The sequence below is a fragment of the Pseudomonas rhodesiae genome, from assembly GCF_007858255.1.
Lineage (GTDB): Bacteria > Pseudomonadota > Gammaproteobacteria > Pseudomonadales > Pseudomonadaceae > Aquipseudomonas > Aquipseudomonas rhodesiae.
In genome coordinates this window covers 161563-186159 of record NZ_VFEU01000010.1, presented here as the reverse complement: position 1 = coordinate 186159, position 24597 = coordinate 161563, and the positions used below count along the sequence as shown (strand labels likewise).

Here is a 24597-nt window from a genome sequence, read left to right as displayed (position 1 = left end):
TTCCGTAGGCGCTATTTCCTCACCCAGTAGGCAACTTCCCAAATGCGCTTCACCCCACCTGCGCTTGTGTCCGGGGCATAGGCGCTTGCTTATATTTCCACGCCATCTTCTTTGCATCCCGGATGTAGGGCATGGCGCAGAGCTATATCAACGACCGCACCACGGACTCCCACAGCTTGAAATCCCGCCTGATGGGCAGCGCCCCGACCCGCCAACGTTCCGAGCATTTTGATGTGTTGAACCGGCACCTGCGCCCCGGCCTGGTCACGCCGGGGCAGTTGGTGATTATTCCCGATCCCCACAGCGTAAGTTGTTCCGGCGAGGAAGCCTGGTTGATGCGCCATGCCGAAGCAGTGCGACGCAACCTGGACATGAACTCATCCACCGGCAAGGCCTTGATCGACAACTATGACTTGTTACAAAGCTTTATGGCGTACAGCTCCATAGGCATCGGCAGCGCCACAGCGGCCTGGGCGCGGCATCTGAATGACGTGGCGCAGACCTTGGAAGAAATCGAGCAGTTGCATCAGCGCTTGAAAGACGGTGCATTGGACCGCGATGCCTTTATCCAACAGCGCCAGACCCTGTTCCGCCGCCTGGACCTGCAACTGCAAGGCGCGGCACGTTTTGGCACAGGGTTGCAGGGGCATGAATCGTTGAAAAAGGTGCTGGGAATATCGACCAAAAGCTATCTGCATAAAGGTGAGATCGCCGGGTATGCACAGCGGATTCGGGAGACCGCGCAAATGTCGAAGTGGCTGGGCAAAGGGACCTATCTCGGCGTGGCGCTGGATGTGGGCGTGGCGGGGTTGGAGATCAAGGAGGCGTGTGTGACGGGGCGAGAGGCGCAGTGCAGGAGGGCGAAGTATGTGGAGACGGGGAGGTTGGTGGGGGCGGTGTCGGGGGCGGCTGTCGGGGGGAAGTACGGGGCTGCATTTGCTCGCCGTGCTTGCGATATGGTGTTGGGGGTTTCTCTGAAAGCTAACGCCAGACTGGCCTGCGCAATTATCGGAGGTGCTGGGGCAGGGTATGTGGGAGGTAGCGAAGTTGGCGATTTCGGTGGGTTCGTAGGTGGAAAGATCATGGAAATCGATGGTGTTTTTATATTCCAACCGGTAGATGCGTAGTCATGGACCTTTTTTTCGTCTACGTCACCCTGTTGATTATTTTGACGTTCGTCATCCTGGGACTGATGTTATTTGCCGAACATAGAAAGCTGGAAGAGCTGGAGAGTTATTTCAGCAAGAACACAGTGGTTCGTGAGCACAAACGTAAATGGGGACGTAACCAGAGACTCGCCAGATTTCATCGCATGGGTTTGATGATCGATATCCTCTCAATGCCAAAGCGCTATGTGAAAAAAGGACTTGTGACCGAGGCTGAGTTGGACTGCGTTCCGTTAGCTCTCAAACGCTGGGCTCTATGGCCCTATCGCCTGTGCCACATTTGGGCTCTCGCGTTGCTCATCGGGGCTGTCTGGCGTAGATGGGGCGGCATTGAAATCTGAAATCTCCCACATTTTTTTCAAAAAATACTGTACATGCATACAGTTGTGTCCTACAGTCCATCCCAGGTGACCGGATGTCACCTGACCTTCAGTTTTTAACTATGGATGGATAAAAAATGAAATCGAAAAAAGCCTTTATGCTCGGCGCGGCCATGGCGGCCTCCTGCTTTGTTTCGGCCTTTGCGCTGGCGGAGCAAACCCCTCAGAAACTCAGTGCCCAGGCCGTCCGGCAGGCGGTCGACAAGGCGCTCAAGCCCGGCGGCAAGTTGGATGGGGCGAAGGTTTCGGCCTCGCTCAAGCAAAAACTCAAGGCCGCCAAGACCGGACAGTCCAAGGCGCTGACCCAGGCGGTGAAAACCGCACCGTTCGACACCGTGGTCGGTGAACTGAAAAAACCGGCGCAGGCCCAATTGAGCGCCGCTGCCATTGCTGCGTTCGAGCCGTTGTTCCCCACGCTGGATATCAACACGCTCTACAGCGTGGACGGGGTGCAGACGGGCAACGAGTTCGCCTACCACTTCAACCTGCCGCAGAACGCGCGCATCCAAGTGCAACTGGTCAACCAGAGCGCCGGCACCGACATGTCGCTGAACCTGTTCCTCGACGACGGCCAGGGCAACCTGAGCCTGGTCGGCTCTTCGGATGCCGCCGGCAACGCCGATGAATACCTCAATGGCGTGCTGCCGGCGGGGGATTATTACTGGTACATGGTGGCCAACGCCGCCAGCAACGGGCAGTTCAGCTTTGGCGTTGCCGTAGACACCAATATCGATGCCTACGAACCCAACGACACGCCGCAAACCGCCTTCGTGCTGCCGGACTCGATGAACAAAGTCAGCGGTAACCTCGACAACGCCAACGATGTCGATTACTTCGACTTCAAGGCCGTGCGCGGCCAGAGCGTGAGTATGTACCTGGCCGGTGATGAAACCGGCAGTCGCAACCAGTGGATCTTCGACCGTTTCGACGGGGTCAATTGGGTCACGGTGCCGGCCGGTTCGACGTCGACCTACCCCAGCGTGGCGCCGGGCACCACGGTCAAAGTGCGCGTACGGGCCAACCCGAACGTGGCGCAGGATGCGACCAAGCAGTACCAGCTGAGCCTGGGCTCCACGCCGCGCCTCAATAACCACGATGTGAAGGGTGACAACATCGTTCGTGTGCCGGTATCGGAAATGCCACTGGCCACGCAAACCGCGCGGGTTCTGAACTGGAGCACGCAATGGTCCGACTCCACCGGAGCGCCGTTGCTGGGTGTCACGCCGGTGTTGCGCGTGGATAACCACTTCATCGACTTCGACTACCGCTGGGTCGACTACCCGGCCACCACCAACAGCGCAGGTGCGACCTCGGCCACGGCAAATATCGGCAGCTGCTTCGGCGATTACCATACGGTCATCAACGACAGCAGCACCGGTGTGCCGTACAAGTGGGACACCACCTACAACCAGGGCGGCTGGCGCATCGAGCTGGCTGAGTTTCCGGGGGTAGGCGTCGGTGGTGACAATGTGCAGTACGTCAGCCTGGGGCATATCTGCACCCAGACCATCGTGCATTGATCGTGACGCGTCAGTGAAAAAGGGGGCAGCCTGCACAGGCTGCCCCCTTTTTTTGCGGCAATGGCTGATGGCTTAACTCAATGGATCCCAGCGCTGTGACCAATCCCCTTCGGCCTTGACCACCCCGCGCAGCAGTTCCAGCGCCTGTTGCAACACCGCCGAATCCCGCGCCCGTGCGTACACTAGGTACGTCGGAAAGCTGAATTCGGGCGCTTTGGCTACGCGCCGCATCACGCCGCTGTCCAGGTAGCTTTGCACCACCCGCGTGCGGAAGTACCCGGCGCCGCCGTTCTCCAGGATGTATTGCAGTGCCAGCGGGCCGAGGTTGAAACTCACGGCGGCGCGGGCCCGGTCGGGCAGGGCGGCGTCATGCTGCTGGCGAAACCCCGGGCCCCAATCGATATAGACGTAGGGTTCGGGCTTGCTCGCCAATTGCACCAGGATCAGTTTTTCCTCCAACACCTGCTCCACTTGCAGCCCCGGCCAGTAGTGCGGCTGGAACACCAGCGCGGCGTCGAGCACGCCCAGTTCCAGTTGACGCAACAGATAGTCGCCCTCGCGGATTTCCGTACGCAGGGCATGACCGGGGATGTGTTCGCGCAGGGCTTGGGCCCAGCCGAGCATCAGCGGGTTGCACAGGCTCACCTCGCCGCCGATATGCAGCACATTGCGATAGCCATCGGGCAACGGCAGGTCGCGACGCGCGGCTTCCCAGGTTTGCAGCAATTGATTGGCGTACACCACAAACGCTTCGCCATCGGCGGTCAGTCGTGCCCCGGCCCGGTTGCGCACGAACAGCGTGCAGCCCAGCTGGTTCTCCAGGTTTTTCACGCGGGCGGTGATGGCGGTCTGGGTAACGTGCAGTTTCTCTGCCGCCGCGGCCAGGCTGCCGCAGCGAGTGATTTCGAGGAAGGTGCGTGCCAGTTCGATATCCATGAAGCCCCCGCGTATGAGTGGGGCATTGTAGAGGCAGGGAATTGAAATGCGATCAGAAAATGTGGGAAGGGATAAGCCCAACCCACATTTTGTTCTACGGTGTCGAGTCCTTCGGCGCCCGCAAGTGCTGGGTAGGAAACGCGTCGGCATAGGCCCGACACACCCGCAACACCTTCTCATCGGCAAATCGCGCCGCCACCACATGCAACCCCACCGGCAAGCCATTGGCCAAGCCGCAGGGTACCGATGCCGCCGGTTGCTGGGTGAGGTTGAAAGGGTAGGTAAACGGCGTCCATTGCGTCCATTCGTCCATCCCCGAGCCTGGCGGTACGTTGTGCCCGGCGGCAAATGCGGTGATCGGCAGCATCGGCGAGACCAGCACGTCGTAATTCTCATGGAACGCCGCCATCCGTGCCACTAACGCTGCGCGGGCTTCCAGGGCGGTGTTGAAATCGTTCAGGCTCAAGCGTTCGCCGCGTTGCGCGATGTGCAGCAGGCCAGGGTCGAGCAGGTGTTTTTGTGCCTCGCTCATCGAACCGGTCAAGCGCGCGGCGCCGGCCGCCCACAGGGTGCTGAACAGGTCCAGGGGGTCGCTGAAGCCGGGGTCGATCTGCTCGACATGGGCGCCCAACTGCACCAGGCCCTCAACCGCCCGTGCGACCACCTGGGCCACCTGCGGATCCACGTCGACGTAACCGAAGTTGGGGCTGTAAGCGATGCGCATACCCTTCAGGTCCAAGGCGTCGGATAACCACGGCGTGCTGCGTGGTGCGCCGATCAAACCATCCCGCGCATCCGGCCGTGCGACGGCTTGCAACATCAGCACGCTGTCTTCGACGGTGCGGGTCATCGGCCCCAGGTGCGACAGGATGGTCATGGAACTCGCCGGCCATTGCGGCACGTAGCCGAAGGTCGGCTTGATGCCGAAGGTGCCGGTAAACGCGCAGGGAATGCGAATCGAGCCGCCCGCGTCGCTGCCCTGGTGCAGCACGCCGAGGTTCAATGCCGCCGCCGCGCCGGCGCCGCCGGACGAGCCGCCGGCGGTGGTGCGGGTGTCCCACGGGTTGCGGGTGATGCCGTATAGCGGGTTGTCGGTGACGCCTTTCCAGCCGAATTCCGGGGTGGTGGTCTTGCCCAGCAGTACCGCGCCGGCGTTGCGCATGAATGCCGAAAAGGGCGCATCGATATCCCATGGGCCGTCGGCGCAGGTGGTGCGTGAACCCTTGCGCGTCGGCATGCCGACGGTCAGCGTGAGGTCTTTGATCGACGCCGGTACGCCATCCAGCGCGCCGCACGGTTCACCCTTCAACCAACGTTGCTCCGAGGCCCGCGCGGCATTGAGAGCGCCTTCGGGGTCCACATGGCAGTACGCATTCACCACCGGGTTGTAACGTTCGATGCGCAGCAGCGCGTCTTCGGTGACCTCCACCGGCGACAGGGCTTTGTTGCGGAACTGCTGCAGTAGCTGAACCGCTGTCAGCTGGCCGATCTCACTCATGGCGGCTCTCCTGGGCGGCGTTGAGCATGGCGCGCAGCAACACCGCGCAGCCTGCCGCCAGGTCGTCCGGGGCGGCGTTTTCGATTTCGTTGTGGCTGATACCGCCTTCGCACGGCACGAAGATCATGCCGGCCGGGCCCAGTTCGGCGACAAAGATCGCGTCGTGCCCGGCGCCGCTGACGATGTCCATATGGCTCAAGCCCAGCGCCTGTGCGCCGTCACGTACGGCATTGACGCAGGCCGGGTCGAAGTCCAGCGGCGGGAAGTCGGCGGTGGGTGTCAGTTCAACGCTGAGCCCGTGGCGGGCGGCGGTGGCGTCTATCACGCTGCGCACTTGCTCGACCATGGCTTGCAGCTTGTCGGCGTGCAGGTGACGCAGGTCGAGGGTCATATGCACCTGGCCGGGGATCACGTTGCGCGAACCCGGATGCAGGCTCAGGCAACCTACCGTGCCGCAGGCGTGCGGCTGGTGTTGATGGGCGATGCGGTTGACCGCGCTGACCACTTCGGCGGCGCCTACCAGGGCGTCCTTGCGCAAGTGCATCGGGGTCGGACCGGCGTGGGCCTCGACGCCGGTCAGGGTCAGGTCGAACCACTTCTGGCCCAGGCAACCCATCACCACGCCGATGGTAGTGGCGCGGTCTTCCAGCACCGGGCCTTGTTCGATATGCGCCTCGAAATACGCCCCCACCGCGTGGCCGGTGACGGCGCGTGAACCGGCATAGCCGATGCGTTGCAACTCGGCGCCCAACGACAGGCCCTGTTCGTCCTGTTTGTGCAGGGTGTCCTGCAAGTCGAATTTGCCGGCGAACACTCCGGAGCCCATCATGCATGGCGCAAAGCGCGAACCTTCTTCGTTGGTCCACACCACCACTTCAATCGGTGCTTGGGTTTCAATCTTCAAATCATTGAGGGTGCGGATCACTTCCAGACCGGCCATTACGCCGTAGCAGCCATCGAACTTGCCGCCGGTGGGCTGGGTGTCGATATGGCTGCCGGTCATTACCGGCGCCAGGTCCGGATTGCGACCGGGGCGGCGGGCGAAGATGTTGCCGATACCGTCGACGGTCACGCTGCACCCGGCGTCTTCGCACCACTGCACGAACAGGTCGCGGGCCTGGCGGTCGAGGTCGGTAAGGGCCAGGCGGCACACGCCGCCTTTGGCGGTAGCGCCGAGGCGAGCCAGGTCCATCAGCGACTGCCACAAGCGGTCGCGGTCGATCAGCGGGGCATTGCTCTGGAGCGGTTGTGCAAAGCTGTTCATGGGCACTCTCCGGTCAGGCGCTCAGGGCCAAATAACGGTTTTTGATGCTCGGGTCGGCGCGGAACGCTGCGGCGCTGCCCTCGTACACCACGCGCCCCTGTTCGAGCACGTAATGGCGGTCGGCAAGCTTGTCGCAGACCATCAGGTTCTGTTCCACCAGCAGTACCGGCAGGCCGTCGTCCTTGACCTTGCGCAGGATCTTTACCAACTCGTCGACAATCACCGGGGCCAAGCCTTCGGTGGGTTCGTCGAGGATCAGCAGCTTGGGGTCGTTAAGCAGGGCGCGGGCGATGGCGAGCATCTGCTGCTCGCCGCCGGACAACGCGTGGCCGGCGTTTTTGCGGCGCTCCTTGAGGCGCGGGAACATGGTGTACACGTCATCCAACTGCCAGCGACTGCTCTTGCGCACAGCGATGCGCAAATTTTCTTCGACGCTGAGCAGGCGGAAAATCCCACGGTTCTCCGGCACCAGCGCCAGGCCTTGGCGCGCGATTTCAAAGATTTTCTGCCCCACCAGCGCCTGGCCGTTGAAATGGATCTGGCCCTGGCGCGGGCAAATGATGCCGAGGATGCTGCGCAGCGTGGTGGTCTTGCCCGCACCGTTGCGGCCCAGCAGGGTGACCAGCTCGCCGGGGTTGACGGTCAACGACACGCCTTCGAGGACATGGCTTTTGTCATAGTAGGAATGGATATTCTCGACAGTCAGCATCAGGCAGCCTCCCCCAGGTAAGCCGTACGCACACGTTCATCGGCGCGCACGAACTCCGGCGTGCCTTCCACCAGGATCTGCCCGTGGCTCATCACGGTGATGCGTTGGCTGATGGACATGACAATGCTCATGTTGTGTTCGATCAACAGCACCGTGTGGTCACGGCCAAGGTCGCTGATCAACTGGGTCATGATCGGGATATCGTCGATGCCCATGCCCGAGGTGGGCTCATCGAGCATCAACAGTTTGGGTTTGGAGCAGATCGACATGCCCACCTCCAATACCCGTTGCTGGCCGTGGGACAACTCGCCGGCCAGGGTCTCGGCACGGGCGGTCAGTTGCAGGCGTTCCAGCACCTGATCGGCCATCTCTAGATGTTCGCGTTGGCTGTCCACCCGGCGCCAGAAATTCAGCGCGCGCGCACCGTCGCGGCCCTGGGCGGCCAGGCGCAGGTTTTCGCGCACGCTCAGGTTCTGGAACAGGCTGGTGAGTTGGAACGAGCGCGCCATGCCCAGGCCCACACGGCCGTGGGCCGGTTTGCGCATCAGGTTCTGGCCGTTGAAATGAATCGCCCCGGCCGTGGCCTGGCGTTCGCCGGTCAGGCAGTGGAACAGGCTGGTTTTGCCGGCGCCGTTGGGGCCGATGATGGTGTGGATGGTGCCAGCCTCGACCTTGAGGTTCACGCCGTTCACCGCCCGGAACGCGCCGTAGGCCAGTTCCAAATCTTGGGTTTCCAGCAAGATACTCATAGCCCTTCCTCCTTGACGACGGCAGCGGTTTTGCGAGTGCCGCGCACCCGTTCGAACAGCCCGGCCAGCCCGCCCCACAAACCGCCGCGCATGAAGATCACCACCAGGATCAGGATCGCCCCCAGCAGCATCAGCCAGCGTGGCCACAGGTCGGACAAAAAATCCCCCAACAGCACGATGGAGCCGGCACCCAGCAGCGAACCGAACAACGAGCCGGTGCCGCCGACGATGGTCATGATCAGGATGTTCTCGGACATCGCCAGGTCGATATTCGACAGCGGCACAAAGTGCAGCAGCATGGCGTACAGCGCGCCGGCGACGCCGGTGACCGCGCCGGACAGCACGAACACCAGGATCTTGAAGTGCCGCGTGTCGTAGCCAATGGCCGAGGCGCGGGTTTCGTTTTCGCGGATCGCCATCAGCGTGCTGCCGAATGGCGAAGCGATGACCCGGCGCGCACCGATAAATATCAGCAGGAACAGCACCGCGACAAACCCGTAGAACGCACGGGCATCGGCCAGGGACAGCAGCACGTTGTCGCCGACGCGGATTTCCGGGCGCGGCACGCTGAGCAAGCCGTTGTCGCCGCCGGTCCAGTCGCTCAAGGTGTAGGCCACGAAGTAAGCCATCTGGCTGAACGCCAGGGTCAGCATCACAAAGTAAATGCCGGTACGCCGAATCGCCAGGGCGCCCACCAGCAACGCCAGGAACCCGCCGGCCAGGGCCGCGCCGAGCAGCGCGGTGAACAGCCCCAGTTGCAGGTGGATCATCAGCAGCGCTGCGCAATAGGCGCCGGCGCCAAAGAAGATGCCTTGGCCGAACGACAACAGCCCGGTGTAGCCCAGCAACAGGTTGCAGGCCAGGGCGGCCATGGCGAAGATCAGAATCTCGGTAGCCAGGGTCGCCGAGGGCAGCACCAACGGCAGGCCGATCAGCACCGCCAGCACCCACAGCAGCATGGCGCGGGACTGGGTTTTGGCGAACGGCAGGGGGTTTTTCTCGCTCATGTCAGGCTCTCCCGAACAGGCCGTAAGGACGCACCAGAATCACCGCGGCCATGGCGCCGTAGATCATCAGGCTCGCGCCCTGGGGCCACAGTGTGGTCATCAGGCTTTGCACCACGCCCACCAGCAGACCGCCGACCAGCGCGCCGCCGAACGAACCCATGCCGCCGATCACCACCACCACGAAAGCGATGCCGAGGATTTCCGGGCCGACAAAAGGCTGCGCGCCACGCAACGGCGCGAACAGCACGCCCGCGACGCCGGCAAGCGCCACGCCGAGGGCGAAGGTCATGGAGAACAGACGGAAGATATTCGTGCCCAGCAGCGATACGGTTTCGGTGCTTTCACTGCCGGCGCGCACCAGAGCGCCGAAGCGCGTGCGTTCCAGCAACAGCCACAGGCCCAGGCCGATCAGCGCAGAAAACCCGATCAAGAACAGACGGTAGTAGGGATAGATAAAGTCCCCCACCACCAGTACGCCGCGCAGCAACTCCGGTACGGCGACGCTTTTGCCCACCGGGCCCCAGATCATCACGCTGGCTTCCTGGATGATCAGCGCAATGCCCAGGGTCACCAGGATCTGGAACATGTGGGGCAGGTGATAAATCCGCTGGATCAACACGCGTTCGATCACCCAGGCCAAGGCGGCCACCACCAGCGGCGCGAGCAGCAACGCCAGCCAGAAATTGCCGGTCAGGCTGACGGCCGTGTAGCAGATGTACGCCCCCAGCAGAAAGAACGCGCCATGGGCGAAGTTGACGAAGTTGAGCAGGCCGAAAATGATCGTCAGCCCGACCGCGATCAGGAAGTAGATCATTCCCAACCCCAGGCCATTGAGTATCTGGAACAGGTAAAGATTAAGCATGCAGAAACCCTCGGACAGGTGGCCGCCGGGGCGGCCCTGTCGCGTTTGACTGGTCAGGATCAGGCGAGCGTGCAGCCCGTGGCGTCGACCGGCGGGAAGGATTGGCCGGCGCTGAGCACTTTGGCCAAGTCGTCCTTGTCGGCCATTTCGCTGGCGGCTTTGCCGATCAACAGGTAGTAGTCCTTGATCACCTGATGGTCGCCGGCGCGGATCGATTCTTTACCGGTGGGGCCGTCGTAGCTCAGGCCCTGCATGGCCTTGGCAACCGTGGGGCCGTCGAAGCTGCCGGTGGCGACGATGGTGTCGAGCATGACCTTGGTGCTGATGTAGTCGGCGGCCAGCGGGTAGGTGGGGTTGATGCCGTACTTGGCCTGGGTCAGCTTGACCAACTCGCGGTTGAGTGGGGTGTCCACCTGATGCCAGTACTGCGCGCCGAGGTACACGCCTTCCAATAGGTCGCTGCCCAGTTCCTGGAACTGGTCGAGCCCGGCAGACCACACCAGCAGCACCTTCATGCGCTCCTTGATCCCGAAGTTCACCGCCTGGCGCAGGGTGTTGGAAGACTGGCTGCCGAAATTCAGCAGCACCAGCACATCGGGCCGAGCGGCGATGGCGTTGGTCAGGTAACCGGAAAATTCCTGCTCCTGCAGCGAATGGAAACTGTTGCCGACGTGCTCCAGGCCCTTGTCCTTGAGCACGGTTTTCGCGCCTTCAAGCAGCGCTTCGCCGAACACGTATTGCGGTGTGATGGTGTACCAGCGCTTGGCCTCGGGCAGCAACTTGATCAGCGGCACCAGGGTTTCGCGGATCGCACCGTAGGTGGGCACCGACCAGCGAAACGTGGCCTTGTTGCAGTCCTTGCCGGTAACTTCATCGGCGCCCACCGGAGTCATGAACACGCCACCGGCCTTGTCCACTTCCTTGGCTACCGCCAACGCCGAGGAAGACAAGGTGCAGCCCTGGAAGAACCGCGCACCGTCCTGCTGGATCGCCTCTTGCACCTTGCGTACCGCTTTGCCGGCATTGCCTTCGGTGTCGATAACCTTGTAGTTCAGCGGGCGACCGAGAATCTCGGGGTGCTGCTCCACCGCCAGGCGCGACCCCATGTCGGCAAACTTGCCATAGCTGGCGAAAGCGCCGGACATGGACTTGAGGCCGTAAAAGGTAAAGGGCTCGGCGGCGAATGCCGAACGCACACTCAGCGGGAGGCTGAGGGCGGCGGCTGCGGTGAGGCTGGCTTTCAATAACGTACGACGCTGCATGGGGTGACTCCCTGGTTTAGTTATTGGCAGGAGCGGCAAGGGCGATACGGTGGAGCTGGGGCCTGTGGGCAGGCCTGTTATTTGGGGCGAGCATGGATAGTGGTCACGGTGGGGGAGAGGGCAAACCGCTCCCACCTTGAATCGACGTGTTCTTAAGAGTGATCGAACTCCAAAAGGAAGTGCGGGCTGACCTGGCCTTCCAGCGCGGCCATATGGTGCTCGGCGTCGCACATATGTTCGTGCATCAGGCTGCGCACGGCGTGTTCATCGCCGGCGCGAAAGGCCACCAGCAGCTGTTTGTGATAATCCAGGTTGGCCGCGTCGAACTGCTTGCGCTTGGGTTTGTAGGCTTTTTTCAGCACCACCAGGTCGCGCAGCAGGTCGTTGAGAAATTGCGCCATAAAACTCAGCAACGGGTTAGGACAGGCCTTGGCCAGCAGGTTGTGAAACTCCAACTCCGCCAGGCGCTGTTCGCGTTGGCCGGCTTCGCTGTCTTCCGGCGCGCTGCAAAAATCCACGTTGTCCTGCAGGGCCTGGAAGTCGGCTTCGCTCAGGCGACCCAACACCGACACCGCCAGTTCCACTTCGATGACTTTGCGCAATTGGTACACCTGCTCGCCGTCCAAATGCTGGAAGTGTAGATAGTTGCGCAACGCACGGCTGGCCGGCTCGGTGCCCGCCTGGTTCAGGTACGCACCGCCGCTGGGGCCGGTGCGGGTGCTGACCAGGCCTTCGACCTCCAAGGCCTTGAGCGCTTCGCGGGCCGAGCCTTTCGAGCATTGGAAGCTCTCCATCAGCTCACGCTCGGTGGGCAGCCGATCACCCGGCTTCAAGGCGTCGGTGACGATGGAGCGCTTGACCGACTCGACAATCACATCGGAGAGCTTCTGGCGTTTGCGGCGTAGCGGGCGGCTTAGCATGGGTGCGATTTATCGTATTAATGCGGATAAATAGCACTTAATAACGATCCGACCGGAGCGTCAACGCGAGAGGTCGCTTTCGGCGGCAAAGGGTCGCAAACAGTGTGCTATGGCCAATCGCCCAGATCCAGGCAGCGCGTGAAGGGCGGCGGCTGCCTGCCGTAGGCCAGAAAGTCGCCGATCCAGCGGGTGATGCAAGCGCCGGCATCCGCCTTTGCCGGCTCCTTGAGACGCAGCTGTTCGACTTGCAGGGGGCCGCTGTCGTCGGGGTCGGCGTTGACCAGCACCATGCGCGCCACGCGTTCGGGGAACAGCGCGCTGTAGCGATTGCCCAGCCGCGTGGCTTCAGCGTTGCCCAGGTAATGCAGTTGGGCATCGCCGAGTTGGGCACGTACGTATTCCATGTCGCGGGCGGCGTATTCGACGTCGTTGGGCTGGCGGATAGTGCGCGCGCTGAGTTCGATCACGTCATAGCGATCGAGCAGCGTGCGATAGGCCGGGGTGGCGTGGGTATTCCAGCGGCTGGCCAGTTGAATGGCGAAGGTGCCGCTGCTGTTTTTACGCGCCGGTTCGCCGGCTTGGGTGAAGACCACGCCCTGGCGGCTCAACGGCTCGCGGGCACCAACGCGGGTGACGAACAGGCGCAGGTTGCCCTGGCGGGGCGCTGCGTAGTTGCGCGGGACCGATATGAGGCCGCATTGGGTGCGCGCCAGCACGCTGGGGTCGAGGTGCTCGGTAGCGGGCAGCGGGCAGTCCAGCAACCAATCGATGGCGGTGGGTTTGATCAACGGCTCGGCAAAGGCAAGGCCTGCCAGCAGCCAGAGGCAACCGCACGCCAAGTGTTTTACGACAGTCATCGAGAGGTCCAGGGCAGCTGTATGACAGCGGCGTTTTTACCAAGGACCTGGGGGCTGGGAATGTAGGGTGAGAGGACGCCTCATGTACGAAAGCGGAGTTTTGTTTATCGGATGCCAGAGTTCCAGCCGCCACCCAATGCTTTGTAGAGCGCGATGCTGGCTTGCAGACGTGACAGTCGCAACTGCACGTTCAGGTCCTGGGCGGCGTACAGGGTGCGCTGGGTTTCGAGCACCGTCAGCCAGTCGGCGGCCCCGGCCTGGTAGCGTTGTTGGGCGATTTGGAACGCGGTCTGCGCCTGCTGCAGTTCTTCGTCCTGCCATCGGCGCTGCTGGTCGAGGCGGGTGATGCTGCTGAGGGCTTTTTCCACGTCGGCAAAGGCGTTGATGATCGCGCCGCGGTAGGTTTGCAACAGTTCATCCTGGCGCGCGCGGGCCTTGTCCCGTTCAGCGCTTAAACGGCCGTTGTTGAAGATCGGTGCCACCAGCCCGGCGGTCAACGTGTAATAGGGGCTGCGTAGCACATCGACGGCCTTGTAGGCGTCGGAGCCCAAGGTGGCGCCGAGGGTCACGGCGGGCAGCAGGGCGGTGCGGGCCACCGTCACGTCCGCCTGCGCCGCCGCCAGTTGGGCTTCGGCCTTGGCGATGTCCGGGCGGCGGCTGAGCAATTGGCTGGGCAGGCCGGCGCCAATGACGGGCCAGGTCAGGTTCTGGAAGGGCTCGGCGCCCAGGTCCAGGGCCTGCACGGGTTGGCCGAGAAGGGCGGCGAGGGTGATGCGCGATTCTTCGGCCTGTTGCGCGATCAACGGCAACTGGCGCTGCTGGCCGGCCACCAGGCTTTTTTGTTGGGCCAGTTCCAACGCGGTGGCCGAGCCGGCGTCATAGCGGGTTTGCACCAGCGCGAGCACATCCCGCGCGTTGGCCAGGTTCAACTCGGCGATCTGCCGGCGCTGCGCGGCGGCGAGGGTTTGCGCATAGCGGTCGGCGACGTTGCTGAGCAAGGTCAGTTCCACGGTGGCCTGATCGAATTCGCTGGCCCGCAAGCTGTGCAGGGCGCTGTCGCGGGCGGCAGCGCGCGCGCCCCAGAAATCCACTTCGTAGCTGGCGGTCAGGTTGGCGCCAAAGTTGTTGACCGCGTCGTCGCTATCGCTGGCGTCGAGGTCCGGGCCGCCGGGGCCGCGTAGCAGCTTCTGATGGCTGGTGGTGAGGTTGGCCTTCACCTCCGGCAGCAACGGCGCGCCGGCAATCACCGCGCTGGCCTGGGCCTGGCGCACACGCGCCACCGCTGCGGCCACATCGAAACTGTCGCGCCGCGCCTGTTCGATCAAACGATTGAGCGGCGCACTGCCGAACTGTGTCCACCACTGGGTGTTCACGTTTTGGGCGGCCTCGCGTTCGGCGTACTGCCAGGCGGCCGGCGGCGCGAGGCCGCTGTCGACGCTGGGCGGTTGGCCGGCGCAGGCATTGAGCAGCAGGCACAGGCTGAGCATGCCCAGGTGCGATGGGATACAGGGTTTATTCACTGGTCAATGCCTTAACCGGATCGAGCCGGGCAGCTTTACGGGCCGGCATAAAGCCGAATACGACGCCGGTGACCAACGCACAGCCAAACGCGCCAAGCACCGCCACCAGGGAAAACTGCACCGCCACCTTGGCCAGCGTCAGCACGCCGCCCACCAGCAAGGCCAGGGCGATGCCGCACAGGCCGCCGACCACCGAGAGCATCACCGCCTCGGTGAGGAACTGGCGCAGGATGTCGCGCTGGCGTGCGCCGGTGGCCATGCGGATACCGATTTCGCGGGTACGCTCGCGCACCGTCATCAGCATGATGTTCATCACACCGATACCGCCTACCAGCAGGGAAATCGCCGCAATCGAACCGAGCATCAGCGACAGGGTGTTCTGGGTGCGCGCCTCGGCCTGGATCATCGCGGCGTTGTTGGTCAGCTCGTAGTCGCGCTTGCCGTGGTGCAGGCGCTGCATCAACTGGTCGATGGCCTGTTCGGCCTCATGCACCTTGCGTGCATCGGCGGCGGCGATCACCACGTACTCGGGGTTGTAGCTACCGAACAGGCGCACGCTGGCGGCGGTGTAGGGAATGGCGATGCGGTCGTCGCTGTCTTTATTGCCGGAGCTGGCGCCTTTTTCCGCCAGCACGCCGATGACCTGGAACGGCACGTTTTCGATCAGGATGTATTGGCCGATCGGGTCGACCAGGCCCTTGAACAACTTCTCGCGCACCCGATGACCGATCACCGCTACCGTGGCCCCGGCGCGCTCGTCGGCCGCCGTGAAGTAACTGCCCTCGACCACCGGCCAGTTGAAAATGTCGGGGAAATTGGTGTCGTTGCCGCCCACGTACGCCATGTAGTCGACGTTGCCGTAACGCACCCCGGCTTCGCTGCCGTTGACCGGCATGATGCGCTGCACCTGAGGCAGCGCCGCCAGCGCTGCGACGTCGGCCAAACTGACGATGCCCAGCGGCGTGCGTGGGTTGGGTGATGAACCGCCCAAATAAAGGATGTTGGAACCGAACGCACCCATCTGCGCCATGACCTGGCGCTTGCTGCCTTCGCCCACGGCCAGCATCACCACCACCGACGCCACGCCGATAATGATGCCGAGCAACGTCAGCGCGGTGCGGAAGCGGTTGATCCACATCACACGCCAGGCCGCCTGGACGGCGTCCACCAGTTCGGCTTTCCAGGCGCCATTGTGTTCGGCGCCGTCGGCCAGACGCTGACGCAGGTCCACCGCTTGCAGGGCGCCGGGGGTAGCGGCGGTCGCGGTGTCGTGGGCGGATGCCGAATCGCTGATGATCAGGCCATCGCGAATCTCGATGATGCGGTTGGCGCGCGCCGCGACTTCGCGGTCGTGGGTGATCAGGATCACCACATGGCCCTGGCTGGCCAGCTCGTCGAGCAGGCTCATCACCTCGGCGCCGCTGTGGCTGTCGAGGGCGCCGGTGGGTTCGTCGGCGAGGATGATGTGCCCGCCGTTCATCAACGCGCGAGCGATGGACACCCGCTGCTGCTGGCCGCCGGAGAGCTGGTGCGGGCGGTTGCCGGTCCGTTCGGCCAGGCCCAGGCGGGTGAGCAGGGCGCTGGCCCGGGCATGCCGTTCGGCGGCGCTGATTCCGGCGTAGATCGCCGGCATTTCTACGTTTTCCTGGGCCGAACCGGACGGGATCAGGTGATAACCCTGGAACACAAAACCGAAGGCTTCACGGCGCAGCCAGGCCAGGGCGTCGCTGTCCAGGTGCGCGACATTTTCCCCGGCGAACAGGTACTCGCCACTGCTGGGGCGGTCGAGGCAACCGAGGATATTCATCAAGGTGGATTTGCCCGAGCCGGACGCGCCAACAATCGCCACGAATTCGCCGGCGTGAATCGCCAGGTCGATACCGCGCAATACGTCAACCTGAGGGCTGTCGCCGCCGCCGTAGGATTTGCGGATGTGCCTGAGTTCGATCAGCGGCGTACTCACCTCAACCCCCATGGCCGTCGACCGGGCCGATCAACAGGTGGTCGCCTTCGTTCAAACCGTCGAGCACCTGCACCCGCAAGCGGTCGCTGAGGCCCAGGCGCACCTCGCGCTGTTCGATGCTGCCGTTGGGCATCACCACGCGGGCGATCTGTTTGTCGGTGTTGCCGTTGCCGAGCAGGGCGGCGACCGGGGCGGTGAGGGTGTCCTTGGCCTGGCCGGCGACGAAGAACACCTGAGTGGTCATCTCAGCCATCAGTGCGTTGTCGGTGTTGTCCACGTCCAGCAGCACGGTGTACAGCACCACGCGGCCGGTGCCGCTTTTATTGGAACTGGTGGGGCTGCCGCTGCCCTGGGTTTCGTTCAACGGCTTGGGCGGGATCGGCAGGATCTGGCGCACAGTGCTGCTCCAGCGCCGGTTGCCGCCGCTCAGGGTGGTGAAATAGGCGCTCATGCCGGGTTTGACGTGGCCGATATCGGCCTCCGACACCTCCGCCCATACGGTCATCGGCGACAACTTGGCGATGCGCAGGATCAGCGGCGTCTGCTGTTGAGCGTTGAGGGTCTGGCCAACGCGGGCGTCCACCGCCACCACGGTGCCGCTCATTGGCGCATAAATACGTGTGTAGCCAAGCTCCGCTTCATCGCTGCGCAGGCTGGCCTGGGCCTGGCGGATCTGGGCCTGGAACATGTCGACCCGGGCCTGGGTCGCGCTCAGCTCGGCCTTGGCGGTTTGTACGTCTTCTTCACGGGTGGCGTTGCCGCTGGCCAGGCGCTGCTGGCGCTGGTACTTCTGGCGCGCCAACGCGTGCTGGGCTTTCTGTTCCTGCAATTGCGCCTTGAGGTTTTCGATGGCGTAGCGGCTGGCGTCGAGCTTGGCCTGTTGGGTTGATGGGTCGATTTCCACCAGCAATTGGCCTTCCTTGACCTGATCGCCCGCCTCGACATGGATCTTGCGGATCTGCCCGGACGCCTGGGCGCCCACGTCCACATAGCGGCGCGGTTGCAGGGTACCGAGGGCGGTCACGCTGTTTTCGATATTGCCGCGGGTCACGGTGACGGTGGTCAGGTCGTCGCGGCCCGAGGGCAGTACCTGCCACGCGGCGACGGCGATCAGCGGTAACAGGCACGCCACAACAAGCAAGGCGCGTCGGGCGGGGCGGGGGCGTTTCATGGATGGATTCCAGCCAGGAGAGTTCAGGGCGCGGTTGCGCAGAGCTGACAGTTAAACGAGATAAGGGCGCTGGAATTTAAGTGGTTACACAGGCCGTTACTGCTCTTTTGCATAAAAAAAACGGCTGGCGTTACAAGTCTTCTTTAAAAGTAGATGAGAATTACTATAAATTGCACCCACCCAAACTGCCATTATCGAATGGCACCCTTCTGCAGGCCTGACAACGCTCGCGCCTGCAGCGTGTTTTCAAGATGGTCGGGAGTCATGTTGGAAAACTACTATCGCGAGCTGGTGTGTTTCCTCAACGCCAAGCTGGGCAACCGTCAGGTGGCCGAAGATGTGGTGCATGACGCTTATGTGCGGGTACTGGAACGTTCCAGCGATACCCCCATCGAGCAACCCCGCGCCTTTTTGTACCGCACGGCGTTGAACCTTGTGATCGACGGCCATCGGCGCAATGCCTTGCGCCAGGTCGAGCCGCTGGAGGTGTTGGACAGCGAAGAGCGCTTCGCCGCCGGCACGCCCCACGCCAGTCACGATCAGGCCCAGCGCCTGGAACTGCTTGAGCGCGCCCTGGCCGAACTGCCGGCGGCCTGCCGCGAGAGTTTCCTGTTGCGCAAGCTCGATGGCCTGAGCCATCTGCAAATCGCCGAACGCCTGAGCATCTCCCGCGCCCTGGTGGAAAAAAACATCGTCAATGCCATGAAACACTGCCGCGTGCGGATGCGCGAGTGGGATGCGCACTGAGGGTCGACGGCTTAAATTTTTTTTCACTGTCCTCGTTTCCTATCAACACACGACCTGTTGTGCAGGTCTTGAAGGTATTCCCGCCCCACCGCCACGGGGCTTATCCAGAGGACACTGGAATGACACAGGCAATTGCTTCGCCCGCGGTTCACGACCTGATCGGCATCGGTTTCGGCCCGTCGAACCTGGCACTGGCCATCGCCCTGCAAGAGCGCGAGAAGGCGCAGGGCAAACTGGACGTGCTGTTTCTAGACAAACAGGCCGACTATCGCTGGCACGGCAATACCCTGGTGACCCAGAGCGAATTGCAGATTTCCTTCCTCAAGGACCTGGTGACCCTGCGCAACCCCACCAGCCCGTACTCCTTCGTCAACTACCTCAAGGCCCACGGCCGTCTGGTGGACTTTATCAACCTCGGCACCTTCTACCCGTGCCGCATGGAGTTCAACGACTACCTGCGCTGGGTCGCCGGGCACTTCCAGAGCCAGGCCCGCTACGGCGAGGAAGTACTGGCCATCGAGCCGATCCTGCATCATCAGCAGGTCGAGGCTTTGCGGGTGATCTCCCGCGATGCGCTGGGCGAGCAGCATGTGCGCACCACCCGTTCGGTGGTGGTCAGCGCTGGCGGCACGCCGCGCATTCCCGAGACCTTCAAGGCGTTCAAGAACGACCACCGCGTGTTCCACCACTCCCAGTACCTGGAGCGCATGGCCAACCAGCCGTGTGTTGAGGGCAAGCCGATGCGCATCGCGATCATCGGCGGCGGCCAGAGCGCGGCAGAAGCCTTTATCGACCTCAACGACAGCTTCCCCTCGGTGCAGGTGGACATGATCCTGCGCGGTTCGGCGCTCAAGCCGGCCGATGACAGCCCGTTCGTCAACGAAGTGTTCTCGCCGGCGTTCACCGACCTGGTGTTCCAGCAAGTCGGCCCCGAGCGTGAGCGGTTGGTGGCGGAGTATCAGAACACCAACTATTCGGTGGTGGACCTGGACCTGATCGAGCGCATCTACGGCATTTTCTATCGCCAGAAAGTCTCCGGCATCGCGCGCCAGGCGTTCCGCACCATGACCGTGGTGGAGAAGGTCACGCCCGGCCCGTTGGGCATCGAACTGGCCCTGCGCAACAACGCCACGGGTGAAGCGACCGTGCATCACTACGACGCGGTCATCCTCGCCACCGGTTATGAGCGCCAGATGCACCGCGAACTGCTCGCCCCCCTGGAAACTTACATGGGCGATTTCGAAGTGAGCCGCGACTACCGCATCGTCACCGACGAGCGCTGCAACGCCGGCATCTATATCCAGGGCTTCAGCCAGGCCAGCCATGGGTTGAGCGACACCTTGCTGTCGGTGCTGCCGATCCGCGCGGATGAGATTGCAGCGTCGCTGTATGCCCTGGACCGTGGGCGCGGCCAAGGGCGGTCAATCGAGGAATTGCTGCTGGCCACCGCAAGCTGAGTTCGCGCCGGTGGGCGGGGCGGAAGGGCGAGGCAGTGTGCTTTCGCCCAAGCTCGCCCCTACGGGCGGTACTTGTGACAAAGGGTTACCACTGATACTGTACAAAAAACCAGTATCGGTAGCCCGCCATGCAGTTGATCGAAAAACTCAGCATCCTCGCCGACGCCGCCAAGTACGACGCGTCCTGCGCCAGCAGCGGCGCGCCCAAGCGCAGTTCCGAGGGCAAGGCGGGGCTGGGCTCCACCGATGGCATGGGCATCTGCCACAGCTATACGCCTGACGGGCGCTGTGTGTCACTGCTCAAGGTGCTGCTCACCAACTTCTGCCTTTACGACTGCCAGTACTGCGTCAATCGCCGCTCCAGCGACGTGCCCCGTGCGCGGTTCAGCCCGGAAGAAGTGGTCACCCTGACCCTGGATTTCTACCGGCGCAATTGCGTCAGCGGGTTGTTCCTAAGCTCCGGCATTATCCGTTCGGCCGACTACACCATGGAGCAGCTTGTCCGGGTGGCGAAACTGCTGCGCGAAGAGCACGACTTTCGCGGGTATATCCACCTCAAGACCATCCCCGAAGCCGACCCGGCGTTGATTGCCGAGGCCGGGCGTTATGCCGATCGCCTGAGCGTGAACATCGAACTGCCCACCGATGCCAGCCTGCAAACCCTGGCACCGGAAAAGCAGATCGGCTCGATCAAGCAGGCCATGCAGACCATCTACACCGGCGAGCAGACGGTCCTCAACGAGCCTCGCGCGCCGCGTTTCGCTCCAGCCGGGCAGAGCACCCAGATGATCGTCGGCGCCGACGACACCGACGACAGCACCATCCTGCATGGCGCCGAAGCGTTGTACGGCAACTTCAAGCTGCGCCGCGTCTACTACTCGGCGTTCAGCCCCATCCCTAATAGCCCCAAAAGTGTACCCCTGGCCGCGCCACCGTTGATGCGCGAGCACCGTTTGTACCAGGCCGACTTCCTGCTGCGCAGCTACGGCTTCAGTGCCGGCGAGTTGTTCGAAGGCCCCGGTCACCTGGCGCTGGATATCGACCCCAAACTGGCCTGGGCCCTTGAGCATCGCGAGGTGTTCCCCCTGGACCTCAATCGTGCCGAACCGACTTTGATCGCGCGTATTCCCGGCATCGGCCTGCGCACCACCCAGCGCCTGGTGGACCTGCGCCGCGAACGCAAAATCCGCTTCGAAGACCTGGCACGCATGCGCTGTGTGCTGGCCAAGGCCAAGCCGTTTTTCATTACCAGCGACTACCACCCGCAACAGGCGGACAGCACCAGTGTGTTGCTGCGCGAGCAACTGCGCGACCGGCCGCAACCGCAGCAAATGGGGCTGTGGGGATGATCAGCCTGGAATGCGACAACCTGTTTGGCACCTGGCGCGAACAGGCGCGCTGGCTGCTCAGCCATCAGGTCGACCCCAGCCAGGTAAGTTGGGGCGAGGCCCAGGCGGCGGACCTGTTTGCCACCGATGAGCCGATCCTTGCCGGGCTGGGGCCGTTTCAGGCGCGCATCCCCAAGGCACTGCTCGAACTGCTGGAGTCGGCCGCCTGCTACCACGGCGACCAGCGCTGGAGCCTGTTGTATGAAGTGCTGTGGCGCGTCAGCCACGGCGACCGCACCGCGATGCTGGCCGGCGACAAACTGGGCAGTGAGTTGCAGCGGCGGATCAAGCAGGTCAGCCGCGAAGCCCATCACCTGCACGCGTTCGTGCGCTTTGTCGCGTTGCCGCCAGAGGCCGGGCCGGAGTTGCCGGAGTACGTGGCCTGGCATGAACCGGCCCACGACATTCTGAAATCGGCCAGCCAGCACTTTATCGGGCGCATGGGCCGCCATCGCTGGATGATCGCCACACCGTTGGACGGCGTGTATTACGACGGCCAGCAATTGATTCATCAACGCCATTGCCCCGAAGCCTGGCAGCAACTGGCACAGAACGTCGAAGACCCCCACAGCGCCATGTGGCTGACCTACTACAGCCACATCTTCAACCCGGCGCGGTTGAACCCCAAGGTGATGGAAGGCCACTTGCCCAGTCGGTTCTGGAAAAACCTGCCGGAGGGTAAGTTGATCCCAAGCTTGATCAGTGAAGCGCGAACGGGGAAGCAGAAGGATGGTCAGGCCAAGATGATCGGCAGCAAGCCCGGCAAGCGTATTGCCAGCGGGCAAGGTTAAACAGGAGGGGTCATGTCTACCGTCGTACGTCTCGCTCAACCCGACGATGCCGAGGGAATCAGCCGGGTGATCCTGGCGGCTTTGTACGGCAGCAACGCACAGGATTATCCGGCGGATGTGATTGAGCGGGTGGCCAGCAACTTTACGCCGTGCGCGGTGCGCGAGCTGCTCAAGCGGCGTGTGGTGCTGGTGGCGGTTCAGGGGCGGGTGATCGTCGGCACCGCTGCGTTGGATGCCAAAGTGGTGCGCTCGGTGTTCGTCAACCCGACGCGGCAAGGGCAGGGTATTGGCCGGTTATTGATGAGTGAAATCGAACTGCGCGCGCGGGAAGCGGGGGTGGCAACGCTCAGTGTGCCGTCCTCGCTGACGGCCGAGCCGTTTTACGCCAGGCTGGGGTTTCGCACGGTACGTGAGGTCGATCACGGCAATGAGCGCACGTTAGTGATGGAGAAGACGCTGTTGTCGTGCGATGCCTGAGCACACCGGAAAGTAAATGAGGGAGGGGGCTTGCCCTATATGAGAATCCAAACGCCCTCCTCAGTTAACTGAAAGAACCAGCTCGAATGTGGGAGGGGGCTTGCCCCCGATGCGGTGCATCAGTCGGCGGATTCATTGACTGAGCCATTGCTATCGGGGGCAAGCCCTATATGAGAATCCAAACGCCCTCCTCAGTTAACTGAAAGAACCGGCTCGAATGTGGGAGGGAGCTTGCCCCCGATGCGGTGTATCAGTCGACGGATTCATTGACTGAGCCATTGCTATCGGGGGCAAGCCCTATATGAGAATCCAAACGCCCTCCTCAGTTAACTGAAAGAACCGGCTCGAATGTGGGAGGGGGCTTGCCCCCGATGCGGTGTATCAGTCGACGGATTCATTGACTGAGCCATTGCTATCGGGGGCAAGCCCTATATGAGAATCCAAACGCCCTCCTCAGTTAACTGAAAGAACCGGCTCGAATGAGGGAGGGGGCTTGCCCCCGATGCGGTGTATCAGTCGACAGATTCATTGACTGAGCCATTGCTATCGGGGGCTTGCCCTATATGAGAATCCAAACGCCCTCCTCAGTTAACTGAAAGAACCGGCTCAAATGTGGGAGGGGGCTTGCCCCCGATGCGGTGTATCAGTCGACAGATTCATTGACTGAGCCACTGCTATCGGGGGCAAGCCCCCTCCCACTAACTTTAAAAGCCATTGCCTGGGCTGGATCAACTGAGCCCTTAACTGAGTGGCATGAGGGCAAGCCCCCTGCCACAGGCGGTTAGACCTTTACGATCCAGCCGGCTGGCGCTTCGACGTCGCCGGTCTGCACGCCGGTCAGCTCTTTGTAGAGCTTCTGGGTGATCGGGCCGACTTCGGTTTCGCTGTGGAACACGTGCAGCTTGCCGCTGTACTGGATACCGCCGATCGGCGAAATAACCGCCGCCGTGCCGCAGGCGCCGGCTTCCTTGAATTGGTCCAGCTTGTCGATGAACACTTCGCCCTCGACCACTTCCAGGCCCAGGCGGGTCTGGGCCAGTTCGATCAGCGACAGGCGGGTGATGCCTGGCAGCACCGAAGGCGACTTCGGCGTGATGAACTTGTTGTCATGGGTGATTCCGAAGAAGTTGGCCGAACCGACTTCTTCGATTTTCGAGTGGGTCATCGGGTCCAGATAGATCGCGTCGGCGAAACCGGATTTCTTCGCTTCCGAGCCTGGCATCAGGCTGGCGGCGTAGTTGCCACCGACCTTGGCTGCACCGGTGCCCTGTGGCGCGGCGCGGTCGAAGGTGGAGATCTGGAAGTTGTGGGGCACCAGGCCGCCCTTGAAGTAGGCGCCGACCGGGATGCAGAACACCGAGAAGATGAACTCCGGCGCGGTGCGCACGCCGATGTTGTCACCGGTGCCGATCACGAACGGGCGCAAGTACAGCGCGCCGCCGCTTCCGTAGGGCGGGATGAAGCGCTCATTGGCCTTGACCACTTGTTTGCAGGCGTCGATGAATACGTCGGTCGGTACATGCGGCATCAGCAGGCGCGCGCAGCTGCGTTGCATGCGTGCGGCGTTCTGGTCCGGGCGGAACAGGTTGATCGAGCCGTCCTTGCAGCGGTAGGCCTTGAGGCCCTCGAAGCACTGCTGACCGTAGTGCAGGGCGGTGGAGCCCTCGCTGATGTGCAGCACGTTGTCGTCGGTCAGGGTGCCAGCTTGCCATTCGCCGTTCTTCCAGGTCTGGAGAAACCGCTTGTCGGTCTTGATGTAGTCAAAACCCAGCTTGTCCCAATTGATGCTTTCGTTACCCATGACACCCTCTATCTCTGGTCAAGTCGGATTTTTTTCTGGATGGGCGCAACAATACTGCATTCTTGGCTCGTGTGGGAGCAGGTGGGCGGACCATCCGACATCTGTATTGGCTGATCCGCCGCTATCGCGGGCAAGCCCGGCGCCCACCGTTG

Annotated in this window: 21 protein-coding genes and 1 pseudogene; 8 read left to right on the top strand and 14 right to left on the bottom strand. The window is 62.7% G+C overall.

Annotation, left to right across the window (positions count from 1 at the left end; all coding sequences use genetic code 11):
* Positions 1-131 precede the first annotated feature (131 nt).
* The 3 genes from FIV35_RS16815 (at position 132) to FIV35_RS16805 (ending at position 3066) form a co-directional block, all read left to right on the top strand.
* Positions 132-1127 carry a hypothetical protein gene (locus FIV35_RS16815; protein WP_034137828.1) on the top strand — a complete coding sequence of 332 codons (996 nt, stop codon included), beginning with the start codon at positions 132-134 and terminating at the stop codon, positions 1125-1127.
* Positions 1128-1129: 2 nt separating this feature from the next.
* Complete coding sequence (locus FIV35_RS16810) at positions 1130-1507, top strand: hypothetical protein (protein ID WP_034137827.1); 378 nt, start codon at positions 1130-1132, stop codon at positions 1505-1507.
* A gap of 116 nt (positions 1508-1623) precedes the next feature.
* Complete coding sequence (locus FIV35_RS16805; RefSeq protein WP_034098972.1) at positions 1624-3066, top strand: hypothetical protein; 1443 nt, start codon at positions 1624-1626, stop codon at positions 3064-3066.
* Between the two features lie 72 nt (positions 3067-3138).
* On the opposite strand, the gene FIV35_RS16800 is transcribed toward FIV35_RS16805, so the two are convergent.
* The 13 genes from FIV35_RS16800 to FIV35_RS16740 all read right to left on the bottom strand — a co-directional run bounded on the left by FIV35_RS16800 (position 3139) and on the right by FIV35_RS16740 (position 17784).
* Positions 3139-4002, bottom strand: a complete 864-nt coding sequence (locus FIV35_RS16800; RefSeq protein WP_034111016.1) for a LysR family transcriptional regulator — start codon at positions 4000-4002, stop codon at positions 3139-3141.
* 94 nt (positions 4003-4096) lie between these two features.
* Complete coding sequence (locus FIV35_RS16795; RefSeq protein WP_034137826.1) at positions 4097-5500, bottom strand: amidase; 1404 nt, start codon at positions 5498-5500, stop codon at positions 4097-4099.
* Entirely contained in the window at positions 5493-6764 is a 1272-nt protein-coding gene (locus FIV35_RS16790) for a Zn-dependent hydrolase (RefSeq protein WP_034137825.1), read from the bottom strand. Before FIV35_RS16790 ends, FIV35_RS16795 begins: the two co-directional genes overlap by 8 nt.
* A gap of 13 nt (positions 6765-6777) precedes the next feature.
* Complete coding sequence (locus tag FIV35_RS16785; RefSeq protein WP_034137824.1) at positions 6778-7473, bottom strand: ABC transporter ATP-binding protein; 696 nt, start codon at positions 7471-7473, stop codon at positions 6778-6780.
* The gene (locus tag FIV35_RS16780) at positions 7473-8222 is read right to left on the bottom strand and encodes an ABC transporter ATP-binding protein (protein WP_034137823.1); all 750 of its coding nucleotides are present in this window, start codon (positions 8220-8222) and stop codon (positions 7473-7475) included. The genes FIV35_RS16785 and FIV35_RS16780 overlap by 1 nt, the downstream gene beginning before the upstream one ends.
* Positions 8219-9229 (bottom strand): branched-chain amino acid ABC transporter permease, encoded by a 1011-nt coding sequence (locus tag FIV35_RS16775; protein ID WP_034137822.1) that lies wholly within the window; start codon positions 9227-9229, stop codon positions 8219-8221. The genes FIV35_RS16780 and FIV35_RS16775 overlap by 4 nt, the downstream gene beginning before the upstream one ends.
* Position 9230: 1 nt before the next feature.
* A complete protein-coding gene (locus FIV35_RS16770; RefSeq protein WP_034137821.1) occupies positions 9231-10091 on the bottom strand; it encodes a branched-chain amino acid ABC transporter permease in 861 nt (286 codons plus the stop codon).
* A 59-nt stretch (positions 10092-10150) separates the two neighbouring features.
* Complete coding sequence (locus FIV35_RS16765; protein WP_034137820.1) at positions 10151-11353, bottom strand: ABC transporter substrate-binding protein; 1203 nt, start codon at positions 11351-11353, stop codon at positions 10151-10153.
* 152 nt (positions 11354-11505) lie between these two features.
* Positions 11506-12273 carry a FadR/GntR family transcriptional regulator gene (locus FIV35_RS16760; protein ID WP_034137819.1) on the bottom strand — a complete coding sequence of 256 codons (768 nt, stop codon included), beginning with the start codon at positions 12271-12273 and terminating at the stop codon, positions 11506-11508.
* Between the two features lie 107 nt (positions 12274-12380).
* Positions 12381-13130: an alpha/beta fold hydrolase gene (locus tag FIV35_RS16755; RefSeq protein WP_034137818.1), complete on the bottom strand. Its 750-nt coding sequence runs from the start codon at positions 13128-13130 to the stop codon at positions 12381-12383.
* Positions 13131-13234: 104 nt separating this feature from the next.
* The gene (locus FIV35_RS16750) at positions 13235-14617 is read right to left on the bottom strand and encodes an efflux transporter outer membrane subunit (RefSeq protein ID WP_034137817.1); all 1383 of its coding nucleotides are present in this window, start codon (positions 14615-14617) and stop codon (positions 13235-13237) included.
* A 25-nt stretch (positions 14618-14642) separates the two neighbouring features.
* On the bottom strand, positions 14643-16625 hold the full coding sequence (locus FIV35_RS16745; protein WP_146375019.1) for a MacB family efflux pump subunit: 1983 nt from the start codon (positions 16623-16625) through the stop codon (positions 14643-14645).
* Positions 16615-17784 carry an efflux RND transporter periplasmic adaptor subunit gene (locus FIV35_RS16740; RefSeq protein WP_034137816.1) on the bottom strand — a complete coding sequence of 390 codons (1170 nt, stop codon included), beginning with the start codon at positions 17782-17784 and terminating at the stop codon, positions 16615-16617. The genes FIV35_RS16745 and FIV35_RS16740 overlap by 11 nt, the downstream gene beginning before the upstream one ends.
* Positions 17785-18048: 264 nt before the next feature.
* Here FIV35_RS16740 and FIV35_RS16735 point away from each other — a divergent pair, with 264 nt between their 5' ends.
* The 5 genes and pseudogenes from FIV35_RS16735 to FIV35_RS16715 all read left to right on the top strand — a co-directional run.
* Entirely contained in the window at positions 18049-18531 is a 483-nt protein-coding gene (locus tag FIV35_RS16735) for a sigma-70 family RNA polymerase sigma factor (RefSeq protein WP_034137815.1), read from the top strand.
* A gap of 119 nt (positions 18532-18650) precedes the next feature.
* On the top strand, positions 18651-19988 hold the full coding sequence (locus FIV35_RS16730) for a lysine N(6)-hydroxylase/L-ornithine N(5)-oxygenase family protein (protein WP_034137814.1): 1338 nt from the start codon (positions 18651-18653) through the stop codon (positions 19986-19988).
* A gap of 128 nt (positions 19989-20116) precedes the next feature.
* Positions 20117-21337: a putative DNA modification/repair radical SAM protein gene (locus tag FIV35_RS16725; protein WP_034137813.1), complete on the top strand. Its 1221-nt coding sequence runs from the start codon at positions 20117-20119 to the stop codon at positions 21335-21337.
* Positions 21334-22167: a TIGR03915 family putative DNA repair protein gene (locus tag FIV35_RS16720; RefSeq protein WP_034137812.1), complete on the top strand. Its 834-nt coding sequence runs from the start codon at positions 21334-21336 to the stop codon at positions 22165-22167. Before FIV35_RS16725 ends, FIV35_RS16720 begins: the two co-directional genes overlap by 4 nt.
* Before the next feature lie 12 nt (positions 22168-22179).
* Positions 22180-22632, top strand: a pseudogene (locus FIV35_RS16715) (GNAT family N-acetyltransferase); the annotation flags it as partial.
* A gap of 793 nt (positions 22633-23425) precedes the next feature.
* Here FIV35_RS16715 and FIV35_RS16710 read toward each other — a convergent pair.
* The gene (locus FIV35_RS16710) at positions 23426-24445 is read right to left on the bottom strand and encodes a branched-chain amino acid aminotransferase (RefSeq protein ID WP_034137810.1); all 1020 of its coding nucleotides are present in this window, start codon (positions 24443-24445) and stop codon (positions 23426-23428) included.
* Positions 24446-24597: the final 152 nt, after the last annotated feature.